At 70.4% G+C, this 21,493-nt stretch carries 17 protein-coding genes; 8 read left to right on the plus strand and 9 right to left on the minus strand.

Annotated elements, in window-relative coordinates; translation table 11 throughout:
• Window positions 1–23: 23 nt before the first annotated feature.
• Both QR77_RS38665 and QR77_RS38670 read left to right on the plus strand, forming a co-directional pair.
• Window positions 24–2,000: a metallophosphoesterase family protein gene (locus QR77_RS38665; protein ID WP_040026618.1), complete on the plus strand. Its 1,977-nt coding sequence runs from the start codon at window positions 24–26 to the stop codon at window positions 1,998–2,000.
• 75 nt (window positions 2,001–2,075) lie between these two features.
• Window positions 2,076–3,155 carry a DUF916 domain-containing protein gene (locus QR77_RS38670; RefSeq protein ID WP_040026619.1) on the plus strand — a complete coding sequence of 360 codons (1,080 nt, stop codon included), beginning with the start codon at window positions 2,076–2,078 and terminating at the stop codon, window positions 3,153–3,155.
• A gap of 39 nt (window positions 3,156–3,194) precedes the next feature.
• Here the strand turns inward: QR77_RS38670 and QR77_RS38675 are convergent, their stop codons facing one another.
• The 7 genes from QR77_RS38675 to QR77_RS38705 all read right to left on the minus strand — a co-directional run bounded on the left by QR77_RS38675 (window position 3,195) and on the right by QR77_RS38705 (window position 11,747).
• The gene (locus QR77_RS38675) at window positions 3,195–3,626 is read right to left on the minus strand and encodes a VOC family protein (RefSeq protein ID WP_040029408.1); all 432 of its coding nucleotides are present in this window, start codon (window positions 3,624–3,626) and stop codon (window positions 3,195–3,197) included.
• 120 nt (window positions 3,627–3,746) lie between these two features.
• The gene (locus tag QR77_RS38680) at window positions 3,747–5,192 is read right to left on the minus strand and encodes an LLM class flavin-dependent oxidoreductase (RefSeq protein ID WP_078877664.1); all 1,446 of its coding nucleotides are present in this window, start codon (window positions 5,190–5,192) and stop codon (window positions 3,747–3,749) included.
• Between the two features lies 1 nt (window position 5,193).
• A complete protein-coding gene (locus QR77_RS38685) occupies window positions 5,194–6,936 on the minus strand; it encodes an ABC transporter ATP-binding protein (protein WP_078877665.1) in 1,743 nt (580 codons plus the stop codon).
• Window positions 6,933–7,817 (minus strand): ABC transporter permease, encoded by an 885-nt coding sequence (locus tag QR77_RS38690; protein WP_052489398.1) that lies wholly within the window; start codon window positions 7,815–7,817, stop codon window positions 6,933–6,935. The genes QR77_RS38685 and QR77_RS38690 overlap by 4 nt, the downstream gene beginning before the upstream one ends.
• Window positions 7,814–8,758, minus strand: coding sequence for an ABC transporter permease (locus QR77_RS38695; protein ID WP_040026620.1), 945 nt, complete (start codon window positions 8,756–8,758; stop codon window positions 7,814–7,816). The genes QR77_RS38690 and QR77_RS38695 overlap by 4 nt, the downstream gene beginning before the upstream one ends.
• An 11-nt stretch (window positions 8,759–8,769) precedes the next feature.
• On the minus strand, window positions 8,770–10,467 hold the full coding sequence (locus QR77_RS38700) for an ABC transporter substrate-binding protein (RefSeq protein WP_078877666.1): 1,698 nt from the start codon (window positions 10,465–10,467) through the stop codon (window positions 8,770–8,772).
• A 341-nt stretch (window positions 10,468–10,808) separates the two neighbouring features.
• A complete protein-coding gene (locus tag QR77_RS38705) occupies window positions 10,809–11,747 on the minus strand; it encodes a LysR family transcriptional regulator (RefSeq protein ID WP_040029413.1) in 939 nt (312 codons plus the stop codon).
• A 431-nt stretch (window positions 11,748–12,178) separates the two neighbouring features.
• On the opposite strand from QR77_RS38705, the gene ssuE reads away from it, so the two are divergent.
• The 3 genes from ssuE (at window position 12,179) to QR77_RS38720 (ending at window position 15,283) form a co-directional block, all read left to right on the plus strand.
• Window positions 12,179–12,739, plus strand: coding sequence for an NADPH-dependent FMN reductase (gene ssuE, locus QR77_RS38710; RefSeq protein ID WP_040026621.1), 561 nt, complete (start codon window positions 12,179–12,181; stop codon window positions 12,737–12,739).
• 116 nt (window positions 12,740–12,855) lie between these two features.
• On the plus strand, window positions 12,856–14,076 hold the full coding sequence (locus QR77_RS38715; protein WP_052489399.1) for an SfnB family sulfur acquisition oxidoreductase: 1,221 nt from the start codon (window positions 12,856–12,858) through the stop codon (window positions 14,074–14,076).
• Between the two features lie 49 nt (window positions 14,077–14,125).
• Window positions 14,126–15,283, plus strand: coding sequence for an LLM class flavin-dependent oxidoreductase (locus QR77_RS38720; RefSeq protein ID WP_040026622.1), 1,158 nt, complete (start codon window positions 14,126–14,128; stop codon window positions 15,281–15,283).
• Between the two features lie 111 nt (window positions 15,284–15,394).
• Here QR77_RS38720 and QR77_RS38725 read toward each other — a convergent pair whose 3' ends face one another.
• The gene (locus QR77_RS38725; RefSeq protein ID WP_201778862.1) at window positions 15,395–16,216 is read right to left on the minus strand and encodes a shikimate dehydrogenase; all 822 of its coding nucleotides are present in this window, start codon (window positions 16,214–16,216) and stop codon (window positions 15,395–15,397) included.
• Window positions 16,217–16,572: 356 nt separating this feature from the next.
• On the opposite strand from QR77_RS38725, the gene cysD reads away from it, so the two are divergent.
• From cysD to QR77_RS38740, 3 genes are all read left to right on the plus strand, one after another.
• The gene (gene cysD, locus QR77_RS38730; protein ID WP_040029416.1) at window positions 16,573–17,481 is read left to right on the plus strand and encodes a sulfate adenylyltransferase subunit CysD; all 909 of its coding nucleotides are present in this window, start codon (window positions 16,573–16,575) and stop codon (window positions 17,479–17,481) included.
• A 312-nt stretch (window positions 17,482–17,793) separates the two neighbouring features.
• Complete coding sequence (locus QR77_RS38735; protein ID WP_063798131.1) at window positions 17,794–19,284, plus strand: DHA2 family efflux MFS transporter permease subunit; 1,491 nt, start codon at window positions 17,794–17,796, stop codon at window positions 19,282–19,284.
• An 80-nt stretch (window positions 19,285–19,364) separates the two neighbouring features.
• The gene (locus QR77_RS38740; protein ID WP_040026623.1) at window positions 19,365–20,393 is read left to right on the plus strand and encodes a 3-dehydroquinate synthase family protein; all 1,029 of its coding nucleotides are present in this window, start codon (window positions 19,365–19,367) and stop codon (window positions 20,391–20,393) included.
• A gap of 56 nt (window positions 20,394–20,449) precedes the next feature.
• Here the strand turns inward: QR77_RS38740 and QR77_RS38745 are convergent, their stop codons facing one another.
• Window positions 20,450–21,367: a hypothetical protein gene (locus tag QR77_RS38745; protein ID WP_040026624.1), complete on the minus strand. Its 918-nt coding sequence runs from the start codon at window positions 21,365–21,367 to the stop codon at window positions 20,450–20,452.
• Window positions 21,368–21,493: the final 126 nt, after the last annotated feature.

Below are 21,493 nucleotides of genomic sequence, written 5' to 3' on the forward strand. Positions count from 1 at the left end.
CGTGCGCAGAAGGAATGAAACTGATGAGATCCAGACCCTCGACGCAGGCCTCCGGGCCTGTGCGGCGGCGCGTGGCCACCGGGGCCACAGCGACCATCCTCGGCTTGGCCGTGGCCCTCGGCGGCGGACTGGCGTCCCCCGCCGGCGCCGCCGAACCCACCACTCCCACCGGTGTCATCCTCGGTGTGGGCGCCAACGAGTCGCAGCGCACCGTGACGTGGTACTCCTCGACGGACAGCGCCCAGAAGATCCAGGTCGCCCCGACCGCGGAGCTGGTCAAGGGCGAGTTCCCCGCCGGCGCCGCCACCTACGACGCCGTCGGTGGGGCGAACATAGCCACCAGCGGCGGTTTCAACCGCCACGCCACGATCACCAACCTGAAGGAGCACACGCCGTACTCCTACCGGGTCGGCACCGAGGGCGCGTGGTCCTCGGCGTACTCCTTCAAGACCCAGGACTTCGAAGGCGACTACGACTTCCTGTTCTTCGGCGACCCGCAGATCGGCTCGTCCGGCAATGTCGCCAAGGACCAGGCCGGCTGGCAGGACACACTCGACGTCGCCCTGACGGCCAACCCGGACTCCGAGCTGCTCGTGTCGGGCGGCGACCAGGTCGAGACGGCGAACACCGAGTCCCAGTGGAACGCCTTCCTCGCACCCGACAAGCTGCGTCAGTACCCGTGGGCCGCCACCATCGGCAACCACGACGTCGGTGGCAAGGCGTACGAGCAGCACCTCTTCACCCCGAACACCGACCGCTCCGGCCCGTACTACTCCAACGGGAACCCGGCGTCCGACACGTCCGGCGGTGACTACTGGTACATCTACAAGGATGTGCTGTTCATCGACCTCAACAGCAACAGCTACGACCCCTCCCAGGGCGGCGGCGGCGACGCGGCGCACATCAAGTACGTCACCGACGTCATCAACCAGCACGGTGCCGAGGCGAAGTGGAAGGTGCTCACCTACCACCACGCGATCTACTCGCCTGCCGACCACGCCAAGGACAGCGACAACAAGAAGCGCCGGGTCGACTTCCCGACCACCTTCTCCGAGCTCGGCGTCGACCTGGTGCTCCAGGGACACGACCACAGCTACTCCCGCAGCTACCTGATCAAGAACGGGGAGAAGGCCGACAAGGACGAGAAGCCCGGTGCCGCCGATGTCAACGCCGGTCCCGGCGGCGTCATCTACGTGACGGCGAACTCCTCGTCGGGCTCGAAGTACTACGACATCACGGCCCCGGACAACAGCGGTACGAGCGGCGCGGGCAACGGCGCCGACCCGCTGAACCCGAAGAACTACTGGTACAACTCGGTGCAGGACCAGGAGCACGTCCGCACCTACGTCAAGGTCCAGGTGCGGAACGACAAGCTCGTCGTCGAGGACATCCGCAGCGGCACCTGCGCTGCCCCCAACGCGGCTGTGGAGAACGGTTCTTGGTGTAACAACACCACCGCCGAGCAGCCGGTCGGCTCCCTCGTCGACAAGGTCACCGTCCACCCGTACCACGGCTCGGGCCAGGACCTTCAGGTCAATGTGCCGGAGGCCGCTCCCGGCGAGTTCGGCTGGACCATCGACGGTCACAACGGCCTGGTGGACCTCGGCACCGCCCAGGAGCGCGACAGCGACCACTTCGAGGCGACCGGCAGGATCAACCCGATCGCTGTCTCGGACAGCCGCCGCTCGCTCTCGCCCTGGTCGATCTCGGCCAACGTGACGGACTTCCAGGACGCCGGCAAGACGTTCTCGGGCTCCTTCCTCGGCTGGGCGCCGCGCGTGCTCCAGGACGGCGCGGGAGCCAAGGCCAGCGACTCGGTGGCCTCCGGCTACGACGACAACGGCAAGGGCCTGTCCATCTCGCGCGGTCTCGGTTCGGCCGTTCAGGGCCACCCCCGGGGCACCGCCAAGCTGGGCGCCGACCTGAGTCTGAAGATCCCGGACAGCGTCGAAAAGGGCGGCTACCGCTCGACTCTCACGATCACCGCACTGAGTAGCTGACCGGACCCGTTCCACCTGGCGGGGCAGGCGCCTTCCGGTGGCCCGCCCCGCCTCTCGCGCCAGGAGACCCCTGAGATGCACGCGCACACCACGCGCCGTAGGACCGCTGTCACCGCACTCGTCCGTACCGCTGTGCTGGCCCTGCTGGTGGTCATGGCCACCGCCGGCCTGGGCGCCGGCCCCGCGCTGGCGGACGACGGTGACGTCACCTGGACGGTCAGGACGGCCGCGAACGGCTACGGCGCCGATCGGTCCAGCTTCAGCTACGGCGTCAACCCCGGCGGACGGGTCAAGGACACCATGACGGTCGCCAACCGCGGCACGGCGCCCCTCACACTCGCCGTCTACGCGGCTGACGGCTTCACCACCGACACGGGCCAGCTCGACCTGCTCACCAAGGCCAAGAAGTCCGTCGGAATCGGCGCCTGGGTCCACACGGACAACGCCAACGTGACGATCAAGCCCGGGAAGTCCGCCGACGTACCCTTCACGATCACCGTCCCGGCCAACGCCACACCCGGCGACCATGTGGGCGGCATCCTCACCTCGTTGAAGCAGTCCGACGAGGCCGAGGGCGTCAACGTGGACCGGCGCCTCGGTATCAGGATCAAGCTGCGGGTCAGCGGCGCACTCAGGCCGGCCCTCGCGATCGAGAACCTGCACGCGGACTACGCGGGCACGTACAACCCGTTCGGCAAGGGCGACGCCACCGTCACCTATACGGTCCACAACACCGGCAACGCCATCCTGTCGGCCAAGCAGGCGGTGTCGGTGTCCGGCCCGTTCGGATGGCTGCGGGCCGAAGCGGGTGACATCGCGCCGCCGCCGGAGCTGCTCCCCGGGGAGACCTGGAAGGTGACGGTGCCCGTACACGGGGTGGCTCCCGGCATCAGCCTGGCAGCGACAGCGACCCTCACCCCACTGCTCGCCGACGCGTCCGGCTCGACCACCTCACTCAAACCGGTCGAGGCCACCGCCCATGGCTGGGCCGTGCCATGGACGCTGTTGCTGCTGGCAGTTGTGCTGATCGCGATCGTGGTCGGGTCGCTCGTCCTCGCGCGCCGGAGCCGCGCACGGCGCACGCTGCGCGAGGACGCCCGCGTACGGGAGGCCGTCGAGCAGACGCTCCGCGAACAGCAGACCCAGAAGAGCTGACGGCCCGCGCGGGGCCGGTCGGCCCGCTGTCGCGCGCGGTTACGCCGCGAAGACCTGGGCGTCGTCGGCGAACGCTTTGAACTCCAGGGCGTTGCCCGCCGGGTCGAGCAGGAACATCGTCCACTGCTCGCCCTTCTCGCCGGCGAAGCGCAGGTACGGTTCGATGACGAACTCCGTTTCGGCGGCCCGCAGTCGGTCCGCCAGCTCCTGGAACTCCGGGACCGTCAGCAGGAGTCCGAAGTGCGGTACGGGCACGTCGTGGCCGTCCACCACGTTGTGCGCGCGTTCCCCGGCGCGCGGTGCCAGGTGGGTCACGAACTGGTGTCCGTGCAGGTTCCAGTCGACCCACGTGTCCGCGCTCCGCCCCTGCGGCAGGCCGAGGACCTCGCCGTAGAAGCGGCGCGCCGCGGCCAGGTCGTCGACCGGTACGGCCAGGTGGAAGCGCGGGACGGTGGGGTCCGGTGCGGTCATGGTGGCTTCGCCTCTCGTGCGCGTCGTGTACGTACCGCCGAGCACGCTACGCGCGCGGGGACCGTTGAGGCGAACCCCGCCGCCGAGCGGCTCGGCGGCGGCGCGCACCGCCGCTCTCCGTCAGGCCGACGTCACCGCCACTTCCGTGGCCGGCTCGGCGACTGGCTCGGCGACCGGACCAGGGCCCGCCGGGCGGCCTTCGAGGTCGCGGAACCGCTTGCCCGGGTGGTCGTCGAGCAGTCGCGCGCTGCCAGGCCCGAAGAGCCGTTCGCGCAGCGTCTCGCCCTCCTCGTACGACTCGCGGAACCGTCCCCGGCGGCGCAGTTCGGGGACGACCAGCTCGATGAAGTCCCGCGCGGTGCCCGGGGTGAGGAACTGGCGCAGGTTGATGCCGTCGATCCCGCCCTCGTCCAGCCAGTTCTCGATGGCGTCGGCGACCACACCCGGAGTTCCCGCCACATAGAACGGGCCTCGGTCGAAGCGGCCGGTCTGCCCGATGATGTCCCCCACCGTCTGCCCCGGCTTGTACCGCCTGGTGAGCCGCTGGTAGCCGGGGTCCTCGCGGGCGATGATGTCGCCGATACGTGTCTCGGGGGAGTAGCGCGTCCAGTCCAGGCCCGCTCCCGAGTGCGCGAGATAGCCGTCCACACTGCGCAGCGCGGTGAACTCCTCGACCTTGCGCGCCACGTCCTCGTCACTCTTGCCGACGATGACGGAGGCACCGGCCATGAACTTGATGTGCCGCGGGTCCCGGCCCGCGGCCTTGGCCTGCGCGCGGTATCCCTCGATGTACGTGCGGGTGTCGTCGAGCGAGCCGCCGCCGACGAACACCGCCTCCGCGTGCTTCCCGCCGAAGGCCCGGCCCGCCGTCGAGCTCCCCGCCTGGTAGATGACGGGGGTGCGCTGCGGCGACGGCTGGGAGAGGTGCGGTCCCGCCACCTTGTAGTAGCGCCCGGCGTGGTCGATGTACCTGACCTTCGCCGGATCGGTGTAGACGCGGTTGTCCACGTCCTGGATCACCGCGTCGTCGTCCCAGGAGCCCTCCCAGAGCTTGTAGAGGACTTCCAGGTACTCGTCGGCGATCTCGTAGCGGTGGTCGTGGTCGACCTCGTCGGACAGGCCGAAGTTGCGCGCGGCGTTCGGCAGGTAGGACGTCACCACGTTCCAGGCGACCCGCCCCTTGGTGAGATGGTCGAGCGTGCTCATCCTGCGGGCGAAGGCGAACGGCGGCTCGTACGTCGTGGAGAAGGTGGCGGCGAAACCGAGCCCCTTTGTCACGGCGGCCATGGCGGGGATGAGCAGCAGCGGGTCGTTGTTGGGGATCTGGACGGCCTCGGTGAGCGCTGTCGCGGGACCGCCGCGGAAGCCGTCGTACGCGCCGATGACATCGGCGAGGAAGACCGCGTCGAACGTGCCGTACTCCAGGAGCTGCGCCAACTCCAGCCAGAAATCTATGTCGTTGAAGCGGTGCCGGTTGTTGTCGGGATGCACCCACAGGCCGTGGGAGATGTGCCCGACACAGTTCATCTCGAACAGGTTGACGTGGAGTTTCTTGAGTTCTTTCACATCAGTCTCCGGCAGTCGTGAGCCGTGGCACGGCGCTGAGCAGGGTACGGGTGTAGGGGTGGGCCGGCCGGTCGAAGATCTCCTCGACGCCGCCCGACTCCACGACGGCCCCGTCCTTCATCACCAGCACCCGGTCGCTGAGGTGGTGGATCACACCGAGGTCGTGGGAGATGAACAGGTAGGCGAGGCCCAGTTCGCGCTGGAGATCGGTGAGCAGGTCGAGGATGCGGGCCTGCACCGAGACGTCGAGCGCGGAGACGGGCTCGTCACAGACGACGATCTCCGGCTCGGGGGCCAGCGCCCTGGCGATCGCGACGCGCTGGCGCTGGCCGCCGGAGAGTTCGATGGGACGGCGCCGCAGCAGGCCGTGGTCGAGCTGTACGAGATCGAGCAGTTCGCGCAGCCGGTCGCGGCGCCTTGGCCCACGGGGTACGCGGGCCACGCGCAGCGCCTCGGTCAGCACCCGCTCCACGGTGTAGCGCGGGTCGAAGGAGGCGAGCGGGTCCTGATGGATCACCTGGAGGTGCCGGCGTTCGTCCCGTTGTTCCGGTACGGAGAGCGTTCCCCAGCGGCGGCCGCGCAGTGTGACGGCTCCGGATTCCGCTGTTTCCAGGCCGAGCACGATGCGCGCCGTTGTGGTTTTGCCGGAGCCCGACTCGCCGACGATGCCGAGCGTCTCGCCCGCCGCCAGTGTGAAGGACACGTCGTCCACGGCCTTGCGTGTCACACCGTCCCGGCCCTTGTACGACCGCTTGAGGCCGGTCGCCTCGATCAGGACGGTGCCACGGTCCGGCCGTTGCCGCAGGCGGGTGCTCCGCCCGGTGCCCACGGTGGCCGGCGGCGCCGAGCTGAGCCGGGTGGCGCGGGAAGCGGCCGACGGCACAGCGGCGAGCAGCTCCCTGGTGTAGGGGTGTACGGGATTGCGCAACACCCGCTCCGTCGGGCCCTGTTCGACGATCCGGCCGGCCCGCATCACGGCGACCCGGTCGGCGATCCTGGCGATCATCGCCAGGTCATGGCTGATCACCAGCAGCGCCCGGTCCGCCGTCTTCAACTCCCGCAGCAGATCGACCACCTGCGCGGCGACGGTCGCGTCCAGCGCGGTGGTCGGCTCGTCGGCGATGATCAGTTCGGGGTCGCAGGCGATGGCGGAGGCGATGAGGGCCCGTTGCCGCAGCCCGCCGGACAGTTCGTGCGGATACTGCGTGACCCGGAACTCCGGCTCCGGCACACCGACAGAGGTGAGCAGGTCGAGGACCTTCTTCTCGCGCTGCTCCTTGGTCATGGGCGCGTGCAGCCGCAGTGGTTCGGCGATCTCCCGGCCCACCGGGCGCAGCGAGTCCAGCGAGGAAAGGGCGTCCTGCATGACGAACCCGACGCGGCTGCCGCGTATCCGGCGCCACACTGCCTCGTTGAAGCGGGACGAGTCCTCGCCGTCGAAGAGCAGCCGGTCGTGCTCAAGGACGGCACCTGCCCCGGTGAGTCCGACGAGGGTGCGCGCGGTGACGCTCTTGCCGGATCCCGACTCGCCGACCAGGGCGAGACATTCGCCCCGGTGGAGGGTGAACGACACGTCGTCGACGACCGGTTGTGCCGTACGGGAGCCGAACCGCACGCGCAGGCCCGCGACATCGAGCAGCGGTACGGGTCCGGACCCGCCACCGCGACCCGGCCCGGGCGCCTCGGACGTACGGGACGCCTGTTCTCGAGGCGCTGGTTCGCGCGCTGATGCCGTGGTGGTCACTGGCCCGTCCTTCCTTCGCCGCGGCGCTTGATGTCGCGTCCCGTGACCGTCACCGCGAGGACCGTCAGTGTGATCAGGCCGCCCGGCAGCGCCACCAGCGCCCAGTCGTTGGAGATGTACGGGATCGCTGAGGAGAGCATGCTTCCCCACTCAGGGGCCGGAGGTACGGCGCCGAGGCCCAGGAAGCTCAGGCTGGCGCCGACGCCGATGGCGGTCCCCGTACCGATGGTCGCCAGCACCGTCAGGGGCCTGACGGCGTTCGGCAGGACGTGCCGCAGAACGACCGTGGACCTGCGTACCCCCAGGGCGGTGGCCGCTTCCACGTACGCCGACCTGCGCACCACATGGGTCTGGGCGCGCACCATCCGCGCGTAGTACGGGATGCTGGCGACACCGACGGCGACCAGCGCGTCCACCGTCCCGGCCCCGAGCAGGGCGATCACGACCAGCGCGAGCAGGAGTTCGGGGATGGCGAGCACGATGTCGAGAAGCCGCATCACCAGGGACTCGGTGAAGCGGGTGCCGAGACCGGCGAGCAGCCCGAGGACCGTCCCGCCGGTCACACCGATGGCGGTGGCCCCGAGCCCCATGGACAGCGAGGCCCGGGTGCCGTGGACGAGCCTGGCGAAGAGGTCACGGCCCGCCTGGTCGGTACCGAGGATGTGCGCCGTACCGCGGAACGGCGCGAGGAACCCGGGGTCCGTACCGGTCGCCAGCGGGTCCTGCGAGGTGAGCAGTCCGGGCGCCAGCGCGGCGATCGCGAGCAGCACCAGGAAAAGGGCGGCCAGGACGGTCCCGGCGCGCGGGCGCCGGGACCGCAGCCAGGCGGCGCGGGACGCCCCGCGCGACGAGGTGGTCGCCGGGACCGTGGTGGTGGTCACTGGGTCACCACCCGGGGATCGATGACGGTGTAGAGGACGTCCACCACGAGGTTGACGATCACATAGACCAGCGCGGCGAAGATGATCACACCGACCACCAGCGGGATGTCCTTGTTCGTGGTGGCGGTGAGCATCAACTGCCCCAGCCCCTGGCGGTTGAAGAGCGATTCCGTGACCACCGCCCCGCCGAGCATCCAGCCGATGACCGACCCGGACATGGTGACCAGCGGGATCAGCGCGTGCCGCAGGGCATGCCGGAAGCGGACCCCCGCGTCGCGCATTCCGCGTGCCCGGGCGGTCAGGATGAAGGGCTGCTCCAGCACGTCCTCCAGCTCCGATCTCAGTACCTGCGAGAGCACGGCGGCCACCGGCAGGGCGAGGGTGAACATCGGCAGGACGAGCGAACGGAAGCCCTCCTGCCCCGAGACGGGGAACCAGCCCAGGCCGATCGAGAAGATCAGCAGCAGGATCAGGCCGAGTACGAAGGTCGGCATCGACGCGAGCACCAACTCGCCGCCCGTCGTGGTGGGACCGACCCACCTGCGGCGCCGCTTCGCCGTCAGTACGCCCACGGCCAGGGCGAGGACGAGCGCGATGACAACAGCGCCGACGGCCAGTTCGACGGTCTGGCCGAGCTGCGCCCCGATGGCACGGCTCACCGGCAGCCGCTGCTGGTACGACTCGCCCAGGTCGCCGTGGAGCAGCCGGCCCAGGTAGTCGGTGTACTGGTGCCACAGCGGCAGGTCGAGGCCGTAGTCCCGGCGCACCTGCTCCAGCACCGCCTGCGTGGGGTCGGCGCCCTGGCCCGACACGGTCGACAGGGCCGCGTCACCGGCCGTGCCGTGCAGGGTGAAGAAGGAAGCGGTGGCTGCTCCCCACATCACACCGACCCCGGCGAGTATCCGCCAGCCGGCCCTGCGGGCGATCGAAGCGGCCTTCATCGAAGCGGCCTTCATCGGGACAGCCAGGCGTACGTGAGCAGGGGTGTGCCGTGGGAGGTGTTGACCACCACGTTGTGGAGCTTCTTGTTGAAGGCCCACAGGACGGTGTTCTGGTAGATGGGCAGCCCCGGCACACCGGCCACGAGCTGCTTCTGCGCCGTCGAGTACAGCGCGGTCAGCTTGGTCCTGTCGGTGGTCTCCCTGGCCTCCTGGAGGGTCTTGTCGAGGGCCGGGTCGGAGAGCCTGGCCAGGTTCTGCCCCAGGTGCTTGGAGTCGGAGATCTGGCTGGACGCGTACTTGATGTAGAGCACGTCCGGTGTGTTGGTGTGCCACACACCGGACAGCAGGTCGTAGTCGCCCTTGTAGCGCAGGGTGGTGACCTGGGTCTGCGGCTGAAGGTCGATCTTCAGGTTGACGCCGATCTTCTTGAGCTGCGCCTGGAGCAGGTCGTAGACCGGGCTGACCGTCGTGGCGTTCGACACGGGCAGGGAGAGGGCGAGTTCCTTGCCGTTCCTGGTCCGGAAGCCGGCCGCGTTCTTCGTCTTCCAGCCGGCCTTGTCCAGCAGCGCGCCCGCGGCGGCCGGGGCGTAGCCGGGCAGCTTGGCCGACGGGTCGTAGAAGGCCGTGACCGAGTCCAGATAGCTGTCGGCGGTCGGCCGCTGGCCGAACTGCGAGGTCTGGACGATGGCCTTGGTGTCGACGCCCCTGACGAGCGCCGTGCGGACGTCTACGTCGTTCAGCGGCGCCCTGGAGGTGTTGAAGTCCAGGGTGAAGGGCCAGCCGATGCGGTTGACGTTCTCGTAGACGAACTGGTCGTTCGCCGCGAGCGCGGCGCCGTTCTGCGGCGGTACGTACGCGGAGAGCTGATACTGCCCGCTGACCAGCGAGTTGTACCGTACGGGGTCCTGCCCGATCCAGGAGAGGTCGACGCCGGCGAGATGCGCGGGACCGGTCTGGCCCAGGGCCGGCGGCGCCCAGTCGTAGTCGTCGCGGCGCACATAGCTGGCGCCGACGTTCGGTGTGTACTTCGCGAGCTTGAACGGCCCGGAACCCACCGGGTGCGCGCACAGTTCGGCCGGCGTGTCCCGCTGGATCGCCTTGGGCGACTCCATCCCGAGCCAGCCCTGCGCCAGCACACTGAGGAAGGGGCTGTACGGCGTCTTGAGGTGGACCTCAAGGGTGTGGTCGTCGATGACCTCGCTGCTGTCGTACGGCGCGATGTACGGACCGGCCAGCGGGGACCGGGTCTTGGGGGCGAGCATGTGCTCGAAGTTCACCACCACGGCGTGCGCGTCGAAGGCGGTGCCGTCGGCGAACGTGACGCCCTTCTTGAGTGTGAACCGGTACGTCCTGCCGTCGGGCGAGATGGTCCACGACGTCGCGAGCCAGGGACTCGGCGCCCCGTTCTTGCCGAGGTACGTCAGGTTGTCGAACTGCAACTGGCCGAGTATCTGCTCGGTGTCGGCCGAGATGGCGTGCGGGTCGAGGCAGAGCGGGTCGGCCGACATGGACATCTTCAGCGTGCCGCCGTCGACCGGGGCGCCGCCGCCGTTGAGCACGGCGCCGGCCTTCGCGGTGCTCTGCGCGGCGTTCGGCCCGGAAGGGGATCCGCCGGCCGGAGCCGAAGTGCTGCAGCCGGCGAGCAGGGCGGCAGCGGCGATCAGAGTGGCAGCTCTCTTCGCCAGTTTTCTGAACTGGTGTGTGGGCACAGGTTCTCCTCAGACCGAACAGCTCGAAGGCCGGGTCGTCAAAAGGGCCGGATCGTTAAAAGGCTGGGACGCGGGACCGGGAACACAGGGGGAACCGGCACGCGAAGGGCCCGATCGGCGCGCAGCGGGGCACCGCCGGTACGAGGACGAAGGGCTGGAGCTGTCCGGTGACCCGGAATCTTGGCGCGATACGTCCGGTCGACGACGCTAGACGGCGGTGTGCGGTGGCCGGAAGTGGCACGGTCGAGCCGCCACGAGGTCGCAATGTCGCGGCAACATAATGTCGCGGCGACACACACAAGGCCGCCGCCGCTCATGGCGGCGGCCTCAGGGGCGCCGTGTCATCCGGCCGCCGGGGCGGTGCCGCCCGAGGCGACCTCCGCCTTGTGGAGGGCGGCGATGTCCACGAACTTCGTGTGAAGCGCACGGGAAGCAGCCGGAACCGAGCCGGCGAGCGCCCGCTGGATCACCAGCAGCACAGCGGTGTCCTCGACGGCGAGCGGCCGGTAGGTGATCATCCCCGCGCGCTCCAGAGGATCGCCGCGCACGCTGAAGTCGGGCAGCACAGTGGTGCCGAGACCCTCGGCGACCATCAGCTTTCCCATCTCGGCGCCGTCCGTCGAGTACGAGAAGCTGGGGCTGCGCCCGTGCAGCAGCCGGTGTACGTACCGGTGCATGAGATAGCCCGACCGCATCATCACCAGCGGCTGGCTGAGCAGGTCGTCCACCGACACCCTGTCCTTGGCCGCGAGCGGACTGTCGGAGCGTACGCAGGCCACCGGGCGACCGCGGAGCAGCTCCGTGGTGTGGAAGCCGGGCGGAGTGTCGTCCCCCTGGAGGTAGTTCACCAGGCCGAGGTCGAGGCCGCCTTCCAGCAGCGACCTGTGCAGCTCGGCCTGCTGCCCGCTGACCACCTCGACCTGCGTCTCCGGGTGCTCGGCGCGGAACGCCCGGATCGTGGGCACGAGCAGCGGCACGGTGGCGGCGTGGACCGTACCGAGCCGGATCATGCGGCTGGTGTGGTGCTGTTCGTCAGCGGCCCTGCGCAGTCCTTCGACCGCGTCGAGCACGCCCGCGATGTGCGGCAGCAACTCGCGGCCCTCGGCGCTGATCTTGGCTCCCGAGCGCCTGCGGTCCAGGATGTCCACGCCCAGCTCGCGTTCCAGATTGCGGACGGTCTCGCTCAGCGCCGGCTGGGACAGATGCAGGGCCTCGGCCGCCCGGCGCAGCGACCCGAGACGGGTCACGGCCTCAATGTATTCGAGCTGTTCTATCCGCATGACACCCACGTTCTCCGATCGGTGTGAGAGGGAATCCCTATCACCACTTCGCGGATCCCGAAGGTACCCCGGTGTACGCCGACAACAACGACGGCTAATCTCATGAGCACATGCTTCGGTGAAACAGGTTCGAGAGGTGGTGACGAGCGATGCGGGATCTGTGGGAGCTGACCTGCCGCCGTCACGTGGACCTCGTGCGCGTCTCCAGCGCCCTGTGTCGTCGGGCGCGATAGGACCGGGCCCGCATCACACCGCGTGTCACACCGACGCGGCACGGACCCGGCGTTCACAGCGCGCGGGCCCCGGCCATTCCGATCTTCTCTGACGCTTCCCGTATGCCCTGACGGAGACCGTACCGCCGGCGTACGCGGTCGCTCACCGCTGCCCGCGCGCTCCACCGCACCCGCAGATTTCACGAGGTGATTCCCGAAATGGCCACCATCCTCTCCGTCTCCGGCAGTCCGTCCCCCGCCTCCCGCACCGCCCGGCTGCTCAGGCACCTGGACACCGGACTCGCCGCCAGGGGCCATCACGTCGTCCCGTTCGACGTCCGCACACTTCCGCCCGAGGCGCTCCTCGGCGCCGACTTCGCCCACCCGCAGATCGTCCGTGCGACGGAGCTGTTCGAAGAGGCCGATGCCGTGATGATCGGCACCCCCGTCTACAAGGCGGCCTACTCGGGCCTGCTCAAGTCCCTGCTGGACCTGCTGCCCCAGTACGCGCTGGCAGGCAAGACCGTCCTTCCGCTGGCCACCGGCGGCAGCACCGCCCATGTCCTCGCCATCGACTACGCGCTGCGCCCGGTGCTGTCCTCCATGGGCGCGCAGCACATCGTCCAGGGCTGGTTCGTCCTCGACCGGCACATCACGGTCCTCGAAGGCGGCGGGGTGTCCCTCGACGCCGAGACGGAGAAGGGACTCCACCAGGTGGTGGACCAGTTCGCCTGGGCGCTACGACCCGGCGGCGCGTACCAGGTGCCGGCCGCCGCCTGAACCACCCGGTCCTGAACCACCCGGCCGTGTCCGACCATGGACCATTGGATACGGCGTCCACGCGCCGTGTCCGCACCCCCCTGCCCATCTGCCGCATCCCGCCCGGAGGCCCTACGGTGACCGCATCCACACTTCCCGACGACACGGGGCCGGCCAACGCCCATGTGATCGCCGACGACCTCGAAGCGCTCACCGTGGCGGCCGAGTTGGCCGACGCCTTCCGGGCGGGTGCGGCGCGGCGGGACGCCGGGCGCGTCCTGCCGCGCGAGGAACTGGCGCAGCTCAAGGCCGCCGGACTGTTCGGGATCACCGTGCCCCGCACCCACGGCGGTGCCGACGTCTCGGCCCGGACGCTCGCCGAGGTCTTCCGGCTGCTGGCGAGCGCCGACGCCAGCCTGTCCCAGATACCGCAGAACCACTTCGTCTACGTCAACGTGCTGCGCAGACAGGGCAGCCCGGAGCAGCAGAAGTTCTTCTTCGCGGAGGTGCTGGCCGGACGCAGCTTCGGCAACGCGCAGTCGGAGGCCGGCACCAAGCACGTCCAGGACATCAAGACCAGGCTGACGCCCCAGGACGACGGCTCGTACCTGCTCACCGGCGAGAAGCACTACTCGACAGGAGCGCTGTTCGCCGACTGGATCCCGGTCCTCGCGCGGGCCGAGGAGGACGCGCTGCATGTCGCGTACGTGGCGCGCGACGCGCCCGGTGTCACCGTCGTGGACGACTGGAACGGCATGGGGCAGCGCACCACGGCGAGCGGCACCGTACGCCTCTCCGGCGTCACCGTCGCCGCCGACCGGGTCGTGCCCCATCACCTCACCTTCCAGGGGCCCCAACTGCACGGCGCCGTCGCGCAGTTGCTGCATGCCGCCATCGACACCGGCATCGCGTCCGGTGCGCTCGCCGAGGCCGCCGAATTCGTCCGTACGAAGAGCAGGCCATGGTTCGAGAGCGGATTCGAGACCGCCGCCGAGGACCCGCTGCTGATCCAGCGCTTCGGCGAACTCGCCGTACAGGTACGGGCGTCGGAGGCCCTGCTGGTCGCCGCCGCGACCGCCGTGGACGCGGCGACCGCCGACCTGACCGACGACACGGCGGCCGAGGCCTCGATCGCGGTGTCCGCCGTCAAGGTCCACGCCGCCTCGACGGCCGTGGAGACGAGCAGCGCGCTGTTCGAGGTGTCGGGGACCCGCTCGGCGCTGGACAGCCTCAACCTCCACCGGCACTGGCGCGACGCGCGTACCCACACCCTGCACGACCCGTCCCGGTGGAAGATCCAGCACATCGGCCGCTACGTCCTGAGCGGCACCAGGCCGCCCCGTCACGGCCTGATCTGAGCCGCCCCCCGTCCAGGCAGCGCCCTGCCAGAAGAGTCCGGAGAATTCAGTGAGCCTCACCTTCCATTGGTTCCTGCCCACCTACGGAGACAGCCGGCACGTCGTCGGCGGCGGCCACGGGGTGCCCGCGGGTTCCGCCGGCGGCCAGCGCCCCGCCGACCTCGGCTACCTCACTCAGATCGGCCGCGCCGCCGAGCAGTTGGGATTCGTCGGCGCGCTCACCCCGACCGGCGCCTGGTGCGAGGACGCGTGGCTGACCACGGCGATGCTGGCGCGGGAGACCGAGCGGCTGAAGTTCCTGGTCGCCTTCCGCCCGGGCTTCGTCGCCCCGACCCTGGCGGCCCAGATGGCGGCCACCTTCCAGCGCCACGCGCCCGGGCGGCTGTTGCTCAATGTGGTCACCGGTGGCGAGAGCCACGAACAGCGCGCGTACGGCGACTTCCTGGACAAGGAGGGGCGTTACGCGAGGACGGGCGAATTCCTGGAGATCGTACGGGGGTTGTGGCGCGGCGAGTCCGTGTCGTTCACCGGCGAGCACCTCCAGGTGGAGAACGCCGAGCTGGCCCGCGTACCCGATCCGGTGCCGCCCATCTACTTCGGCGGCTCCTCACCGGCCGCGGGCGATGTCGCCGCCCGGCACAGCGATGTCTATCTGACCTGGGGGGAGCCCCCGGCGCAGGTCGCGGAGAAGATCGCCTGGATCCGGGGCCTCGCGGCCGAGCAGGGCCGTACCGTACGGTTCGGCATCCGGCTCCATGTGATCACACGTGACACGGCGGACCAGGCGTGGGCCGAGGCCCGCCGGCTGCTCGACGGTTTCTCCGACGAGGCGATCAGCTCCGTCCAGTCCGGCCTGGCCCGCAGCGAGTCGGAGGGCCAGCGGCGCATGCTCGCCCTGCACGGAGGAGAGAGGGACGGGCTGGAGGTGTCGCCCAATCTCTGGGCGGGCATCGGCCTGGTCAGGGGCGGCGCGGGTACGGCGCTGGTGGGCAGCCACGCCGAGGTCGCCGATCGCATCAAGGAGTACCACGACCTCGGCATCGACGAGTTCGTCATGTCGGGGCACCCGCACGTCGAGGAGGCGTACTGGTTCGGCGAGGGCGTCCTGCCGAGGCTCGCGGAGTCCGGTCTGTGGACCCACCCGAACGCCCCCGCCGGCGCTCAGCGGGAAGCGGCGGTCCCGTTCGCCGGCGGCGTGAACCGCTGACACGGGCACGGGCACATCCGGGCACACGGGCACACGGGCACACGGGCACACGGGCACACGGGCACACGGGCACCCGGCTGAGCGCCAGGACCGCTGCCCGGACCCTGCCGCTCAGCGGCCCGGGAGGCCGAAGAACGCCTGATAGAGGTCCAGTTGATGGTCGAGCATATGGTGGCCGTGGAGCGTCGGGAGGCGCAGCGCGGCCGCCGCCGCGAGCAGTGGAGTCTCCTTCGGCTTCATGATGATGTCCGCCACCAGCGTGCCGGGGGCCAGCGCTTCCGGAGCGAAGGGAAGCGGGTCCCCGGGACGCATGCCCAGCGGGGTGGCGTTGACGGCGATGTCACAGTCGAGTGAGCCGTCGGTGATGTCGAGGACGGCGGACCTGCCGGGCCAGTGCCGCTCCAGTCGCGCGCGCAGCGCGTCGCGCTTGGCCGGCTCGGGGTCGTACACCGTCAGCCGGGCCGCTCCGGCCTCCAGGACCGCGGCGGCGATGGCACGCCCGGCGCCGCCGGCGCCCAGGAGGCAGACACGCTTGCCCGCCGGTGGATGACCGGAGGCGCGGAGCCCGGCGACGAACCCCTCGCCGTCGAAGTTCTCCGCCCGCCAACGGCCGTCCGGATCGCGGCGCATGGCGTTCGTACTGCCCGACAGGGCGGCGCCACGGCCGAGTTCGTCGGCGAACTCGCACGCCCTGATCTTGTGGGGCACGGTGATCAGCAGGCCGTCGACGTTCGCCGTGCGCAGCCATCCCGTGATCACCTGCGGGAAGTGCTCGGGCGTGGCATGTACGGGGACGAGCACCGCGTCCACGCCGAGGCGGGCGAAGAGCGGGTTGAGCAGGGCGGGGGCCCTGACCTGTGCCACGGGGTCGCCGATGACGGCGAACAGCCTGGTTCTGCCGCTGATGCGGTGTGAGGCCGTCCCGTCGTCCACTGGCTCCCCCTGTCGGCGTCGCCCACCCGCCCCCCGCCGAACGAGGCTCCGGGTGAGCGGCTGCCACCTCAAGCTAACAGCGGTGTGCGGGGACTTTCCAGATGGCCCGCGCGCCCCCGAACTGCGGTTCGAGGGGAATTCCGGCCAGAGTCGACCGCCGGGGCCATCTTGACGCCCCGGCGCGGCGGTTGACACAGTTTGCCTGGTTCGACGGGGGTCTCGATGGTTTGCCGGTTCTCACCGGCCCGGCCCGGCACGTTCCCCTCCCGGCCGCATGCCCCCGAAGCCGCTCCGACCTCGTGGAGGACGCTGTGAGCACGGACCACGGACGCGAAAATCCCTCCCGGCCCGTCGGCCTGAGGGAGACCGGAGAAGCCCTCACGCATCTGGATCTGCTGGAGTCGGAGGCGGTGCACATCCTCCGCGAGGTGGCGGGGGAGTTCGAACGGCCGGTGATCCTGTTCTCCGGCGGCAAGGACTCGATCGTGATGCTGCACCTGGCGCTGAAGGCGTTCGCCCCCGCGGCGCTGCCCTTCGTACTCCTGCACGTCGACACCGGACACAACTTCCCCGAAGTGCTGGACTTCCGGGACCGGACCGTCGCGCGCCACGGGCTGCGCCTGCACGTGGCGCTGGTGCAGGAGTTCATCGACCGAGGGGAGTTGCGGGAGCGGCCCGACCGGACACGTAACCCCTTGCAGACCGCGCCGTTGCTGGCCGCCATCGAGAAGAACCGCTTCGACGCGGTCCTCGGCGGCGCGCGCCGCGACGAGGAGAAGGCGCGGGCCAAGGAGCGGATCTTCTCGTTACGCGAGGAGTTCGGCGGTTGGGACCCGCGCCGCCAGCGTCCCGAGCTGTGGCAGTTGTACAACGGCCGCCACTCGCCCGGTGAACACGTCCGGGTGTTTCCGCTGTCCAACTGGACCGAACTGGATGTCTGGCAGTACATCCGCGCGGAGAGGATCGAACTGCCCTCGATCTACTACGCGCACGAGCGCGAGGTGTTCGCGCGGAAGGGCATGTGGCTGGCGCCGGGGGAGTGGGGCGGCCCCGGCGAGGGCGAGACCTCGGGGAAGCGCAGGGTGCGCTACCGCACCGTCGGCGACATGTCCTGCACCGGGGCCGTCGAGTCCGTCGCCGACACCATCGACAAGGTCATCGCGGAGATCGCGGCGTCCCGGCTCTCCGAGCGGGGAGAGACCCGGGCCGACGACAAGCTCTCCGAGGCCGCCATGGAGGACCGCAAGCGCGACGGGTATTTCTGACCGCGAGCGCCGCCGTCGGGCACCCTGGTAGCTGCCGTTGACCGGCCGTCAGCCATGGTGTCAACATCGGTCGTCAACCGGCGTCCTCGACACGCTCGGTGAACCGGCGGACGCGGTCCGGGCGCACCACAGCCACCGGTACCCCCTGAGGACCAGGACCCGTACAACTGCCTGGGTCCCACCTGGCAGGCCGCCCACTTCAATGGTTTGTTGAACGTCCGGGACGAGCTGAGGATGATGTCGCCCATGGAACGCTTAACTTCAGAATCCGACCGCGCCGGGAAGGCGCGGGAGTCACGGGGACTCTTATGGGTGGCTGTCCTGGCCGCCTGTGTGGGCCAGTTCGTCGTGGTCCTCGACATCTCCGTCATCAATGTCGCCCTGCCCTCCATCCGTGCCGGACTCGGCATCGGCGAGGGCGGCCTGCAATGGGTGGTGAACGCCTACGTCATCACCTTCGCGGGACTTCTCATGCTCGGCGGCCGGGCCTCCGACCTGTTCGGCTACAAGAAGATCTTCGTCCTCGGCCTGGGAGTGTTCACCTTCGCGAGCCTGCTGGGCGGTCTCGCGAGCGCACCGTGGATGCTGATCGTGGCGCGCGCACTCCAGGGGATCGGCGCGGCGATCCTCTCGCCCGCCACGCTCATGATGCTCACCACGACGTTCCCCGAGGGGCGTGAACGCGTACGGGCCGTGGCCGCGTGGACGGCCGTCGGTACGGGTGGCGGGGCCCTCGGCGGGCTCGTCGGCGGTCTGCTCACCGACTACCTCTCCTGGCGCTGGGTGCTCCTGGTCAATGTGCCGCTCGGCGTTGTCGTACTGATCGCGGCGGCCGTCTGGCTGGTGGAGAGCCACCGCCCGAAGGCGCGCCGGATCGACCTGCTGGGCGCGCTGCTGGTGACGGTGGGCGTCGGCAGCCTGGCGTACGGCATCTCGCAGATCGAGCCGCACGGCTGGGCCGGGGCGCAGACCCTGGTGCCGCTGGTCGTCGGCTGCGCCGGAATCGCCGCCTTCATCGCGGTGGAGCACCGGACGCCGGAGCCGCTGATGCCGCTCGGCCTGTTCCGTACCCGGTCCGTCTCGGTGGCCAACGCCATCATGGTGGTCAGCGGTACGGGCTTCTACGCGATGTGGTACTTCCTCTCGCTCTACATGCAGAACGTCCTCGGCTACACGGCCGTCCAAACCGGCCTCGCCCTGCTCCCGCACACCTTCTCCATCATCCTGGCCGCGCAGTTCGCGTCCCGGCTGCTCCAGTGGATCGAGAGCAGGACCCTGCTGCTGCTCGCCGGGCTGCTCACGACGGGCGGCTTCCTCTGGCAGAGCTCCATGGGCGCCGACGGTACGTTCCTGGGCACCCTGCTGGGCCCCGGCATCCTCCTCTCCTTCGGCGCGGGCCTGATGATGACGCTCCTCGCCGTCGCGGCCACCTCGGGAGTGGAGGCGTCGCAGGGCGGCCTGGCGGCGGGACTCCTCAACACCACACGCACCATCGGCGGAGCCATCGGTCTCTCGCTGCTGGCGTCGGTCGCCACCAGCCGCGCCGCCGGTGCGGGCGGCGGGGCTCAGGCTCTCGCTTCCGGGTACGGGCGCGCCTTCCTGGTGGCCGGTCTGATCATCCTGGCGAGCACGGCGATGGTGCTGCTCCTGCCCAAGCAGGAGCGCACGGGGGCGCAGCCGACGCAGACACCCGAGCCCACGGCGCGGCCCGAGCCGGAGCCGCGGTCGGAGCCCCAGTTGGAGCCGCAGTTGCAGCAGGCGAAGGCCGAGGCGAGGCAGGAGCTGGAGGCGGAGGCGGAATGAGGCCCGCGGCGTAGGAGGGCGCACGGCGGTTGGCCCACTGCGCCCTGTTCCGCGCCCCGTCGGATCCGCAGACTGATGGCATGACGACTGCGCGGCGCATCGACGTACGGCTGGGCGACCGTTCCTATCCCGTCCACATCGGTCCCGGGGCGCGCCTGCTGCTCCCCGGGACCGTGGCGCGCAGCGGAGCAGCCCGGGCGGTGGTGGTGTCGGCGCGGCCCGCTGAGGCCGTGCCGGACCCGGGGGTGCCGCACCGGGTGATCCGGGCGCTGGACGGTGAGCACCACAAGACGCTGGCCACCGTGCACGAGCTGTGCCGGGAGTTCGCCGCGTACGGCCTGACCCGCGCCGACCTCGTCATCTCCTGCGGCGGCGGCACCACGACGGACGTCGTCGGGCTTGCGGCCTCCCTCTACCACCGGGGAGTGGCGGTCGTACACCTGCCGACGACCCTGCTCGCGCAGGTCGACGCGGCGGTCGGCGGCAAGACCGCGGTCAACCTGCCCGAGGGCAAGAACCTCATCGGCGCCTACTGGCAGCCACAGGCGGTCCTCTGCGACACCGACCTGCTGCGCACCCTCCCGCCGGAGGAGTGGGCCAACGGGTACGGGGAGATCGCTCGCTGCCACTTCATCGGCGCCGGCGACCTGCGGGGGCTGCCCGTCCACGAGCAGATCGCGGCGAGCGTCGCCCTCAAGGCGTCGGTCGTGGCCGCCGACGAGCGGGACGCGGGCCCGCGCCACATCCTCAACTACGGCCACACGCTGGGCCATGCGCTCGAACGAGCCACGGACTTCGCGCTGCGGCACGGCGAAGGGGTCGCGATCGGCACGGTGTTCGCCGGCCGGCTGGCGGGCGCCCTGGGACGCATCGACGAGGACCGGGTGGCCGAACACCTGGCGGTCGTCCGCTCCTACGGGCTGCGCGAGAAGCTGCCGGCGAAGGTGCGGGCGGACGAACTGATCGCGCTCATGCGGCAGGACAAGAAGGCGACGAACGGCCTCACCTTCGTCCTGGACGGCCCGTCCGGGGTGGAACGCGTGGCGGACGTACCGGAGAGCGTCGTGGGGACCGTCCTGGCGTCGATGGGGCGCGAGGAGTGTGAGTGATGCGAGTGGCGAGTGTGACGGCGGAGCCGCGTACGGCTCCGCCGCCGTACCCCGGGTCAGAGTCTGCCGTACGCCCGGAGCGTCCGCACCGCGTTCAGTGTGACGATGGGACGCCACTCGGCGAGCGTGCCGGGCGCCCAGACCCGCCACAGCACCGGCCAGCCGCCGTCCTCCTGCTGGACGGCGGTCAGGTGGTCGAGCGCGTCGGTGACCTCCCGGTCGGAGAACCAGGCACGCGCCAGTGAGTCCGGGGTCCGCGCCACGTCGTACACGTAGTGGTACTCGCCGGGCGCGTACGAGGAGTTGACGGGGAACTCCTCGGGCCGGGCCGGGTCGGTCACCACGAGCCGCTGCTCTCGGACCAGTTGACCGAGGCGGTCGGCCGACTTCGCCGCGCGCTCGCGGTCCGTGACACCGTCCAGGAAGGTGACGGCCGCCTCCACCTCGTACGGATGCGAGGTCTCCAGGGAGTCGACGGCCGCCCAGCAGAATTCGGTGGCCTCGTCGAGCCAGGGGTGCGTGATGCCGTTGCGGTGCAGTGTCCCGGCGATCACACCGGTCGACAGCAGAGCGCCGGGCGGGTCGCTCCGCATCGGCAGCACGGCGGCGGACGGGTAACGGGCGCCTCCGGGATGGATGGCGGGGAGGCCGCCGTCGGGCGTGGTCAGGGTGGGGAGATGATCGAGGAGGCGGGCCGTGTGCGCCGCGTCGCAGCGCCCGATCTCGTCCAGCACGAGCAACGCCGTCCCCGCGTGCAGTGGTTGCGAGGCGGGGCCGCGCACATCAGCCTCCAGGGCGTAGCCGTAGCCCCCGTCGGGGCGGGCGTACGGCGCGAGCGCGGTCTCCACGGCGTCCGCCGCACCGCCGAGGAAGTGGTAGGCGAAGCGGTGCTGTTCCAGCAGGCGGGCGGACAGCCAGATGAACTGCTCGGCGCGGTCGACGATCGTGGGGGACAGTGTGGGGCGCTGGGTCATCGGGGCCTCGTGTGGTGGGGAGTCTGAGCGCCCAGGGGCCATGTCCGCCCGCTGAGCGGCGAGTTGGTCGGGCCCGGGCGGGGTCGGTCGGGGCGTCCGGGTCGGCATAGGGTATCGGCCGCTTAC

This window comes from Streptomyces sp. 150FB (assembly GCF_000818195.1).
In the GTDB taxonomy this organism is placed as follows: domain Bacteria; phylum Actinomycetota; class Actinomycetes; order Streptomycetales; family Streptomycetaceae; genus Streptomyces.

What these genes read in the sequence shown, in the direction of transcription:
- QR77_RS38695 (WP_040026620.1), bottom strand. Translation starts at nt 8,758, where the DNA reads ATGAAGGCCGCTTCGATCGCCCGCAGGGCCGGCTGGCGGATACTCGCC.
- QR77_RS38670 (WP_040026619.1), top strand. Translation starts at nt 2,076, where the DNA reads ATGCACGCGCACACCACGCGCCGTAGGACCGCTGTCACCGCACTCGTC.
- QR77_RS38705 (WP_040029413.1), bottom strand. Translation starts at nt 11,747, where the DNA reads ATGCGGATAGAACAGCTCGAATACATTGAGGCCGTGACCCGTCTCGGG.
- ssuE (WP_040026621.1), top strand. Translation starts at nt 12,179, where the DNA reads ATGGCCACCATCCTCTCCGTCTCCGGCAGTCCGTCCCCCGCCTCCCGC.
- QR77_RS38675 (WP_040029408.1), bottom strand. Translation starts at nt 3,626, where the DNA reads ATGACCGCACCGGACCCCACCGTCCCGCGCTTCCACCTGGCCGTACCG.
- QR77_RS38665 (WP_040026618.1), top strand. Translation starts at nt 24, where the DNA reads ATGAGATCCAGACCCTCGACGCAGGCCTCCGGGCCTGTGCGGCGGCGC.
- QR77_RS38740 (WP_040026623.1), top strand. Translation starts at nt 19,365, where the DNA reads ATGACGACTGCGCGGCGCATCGACGTACGGCTGGGCGACCGTTCCTAT.
- QR77_RS38745 (WP_040026624.1), bottom strand. Translation starts at nt 21,367, where the DNA reads ATGACCCAGCGCCCCACACTGTCCCCCACGATCGTCGACCGCGCCGAG.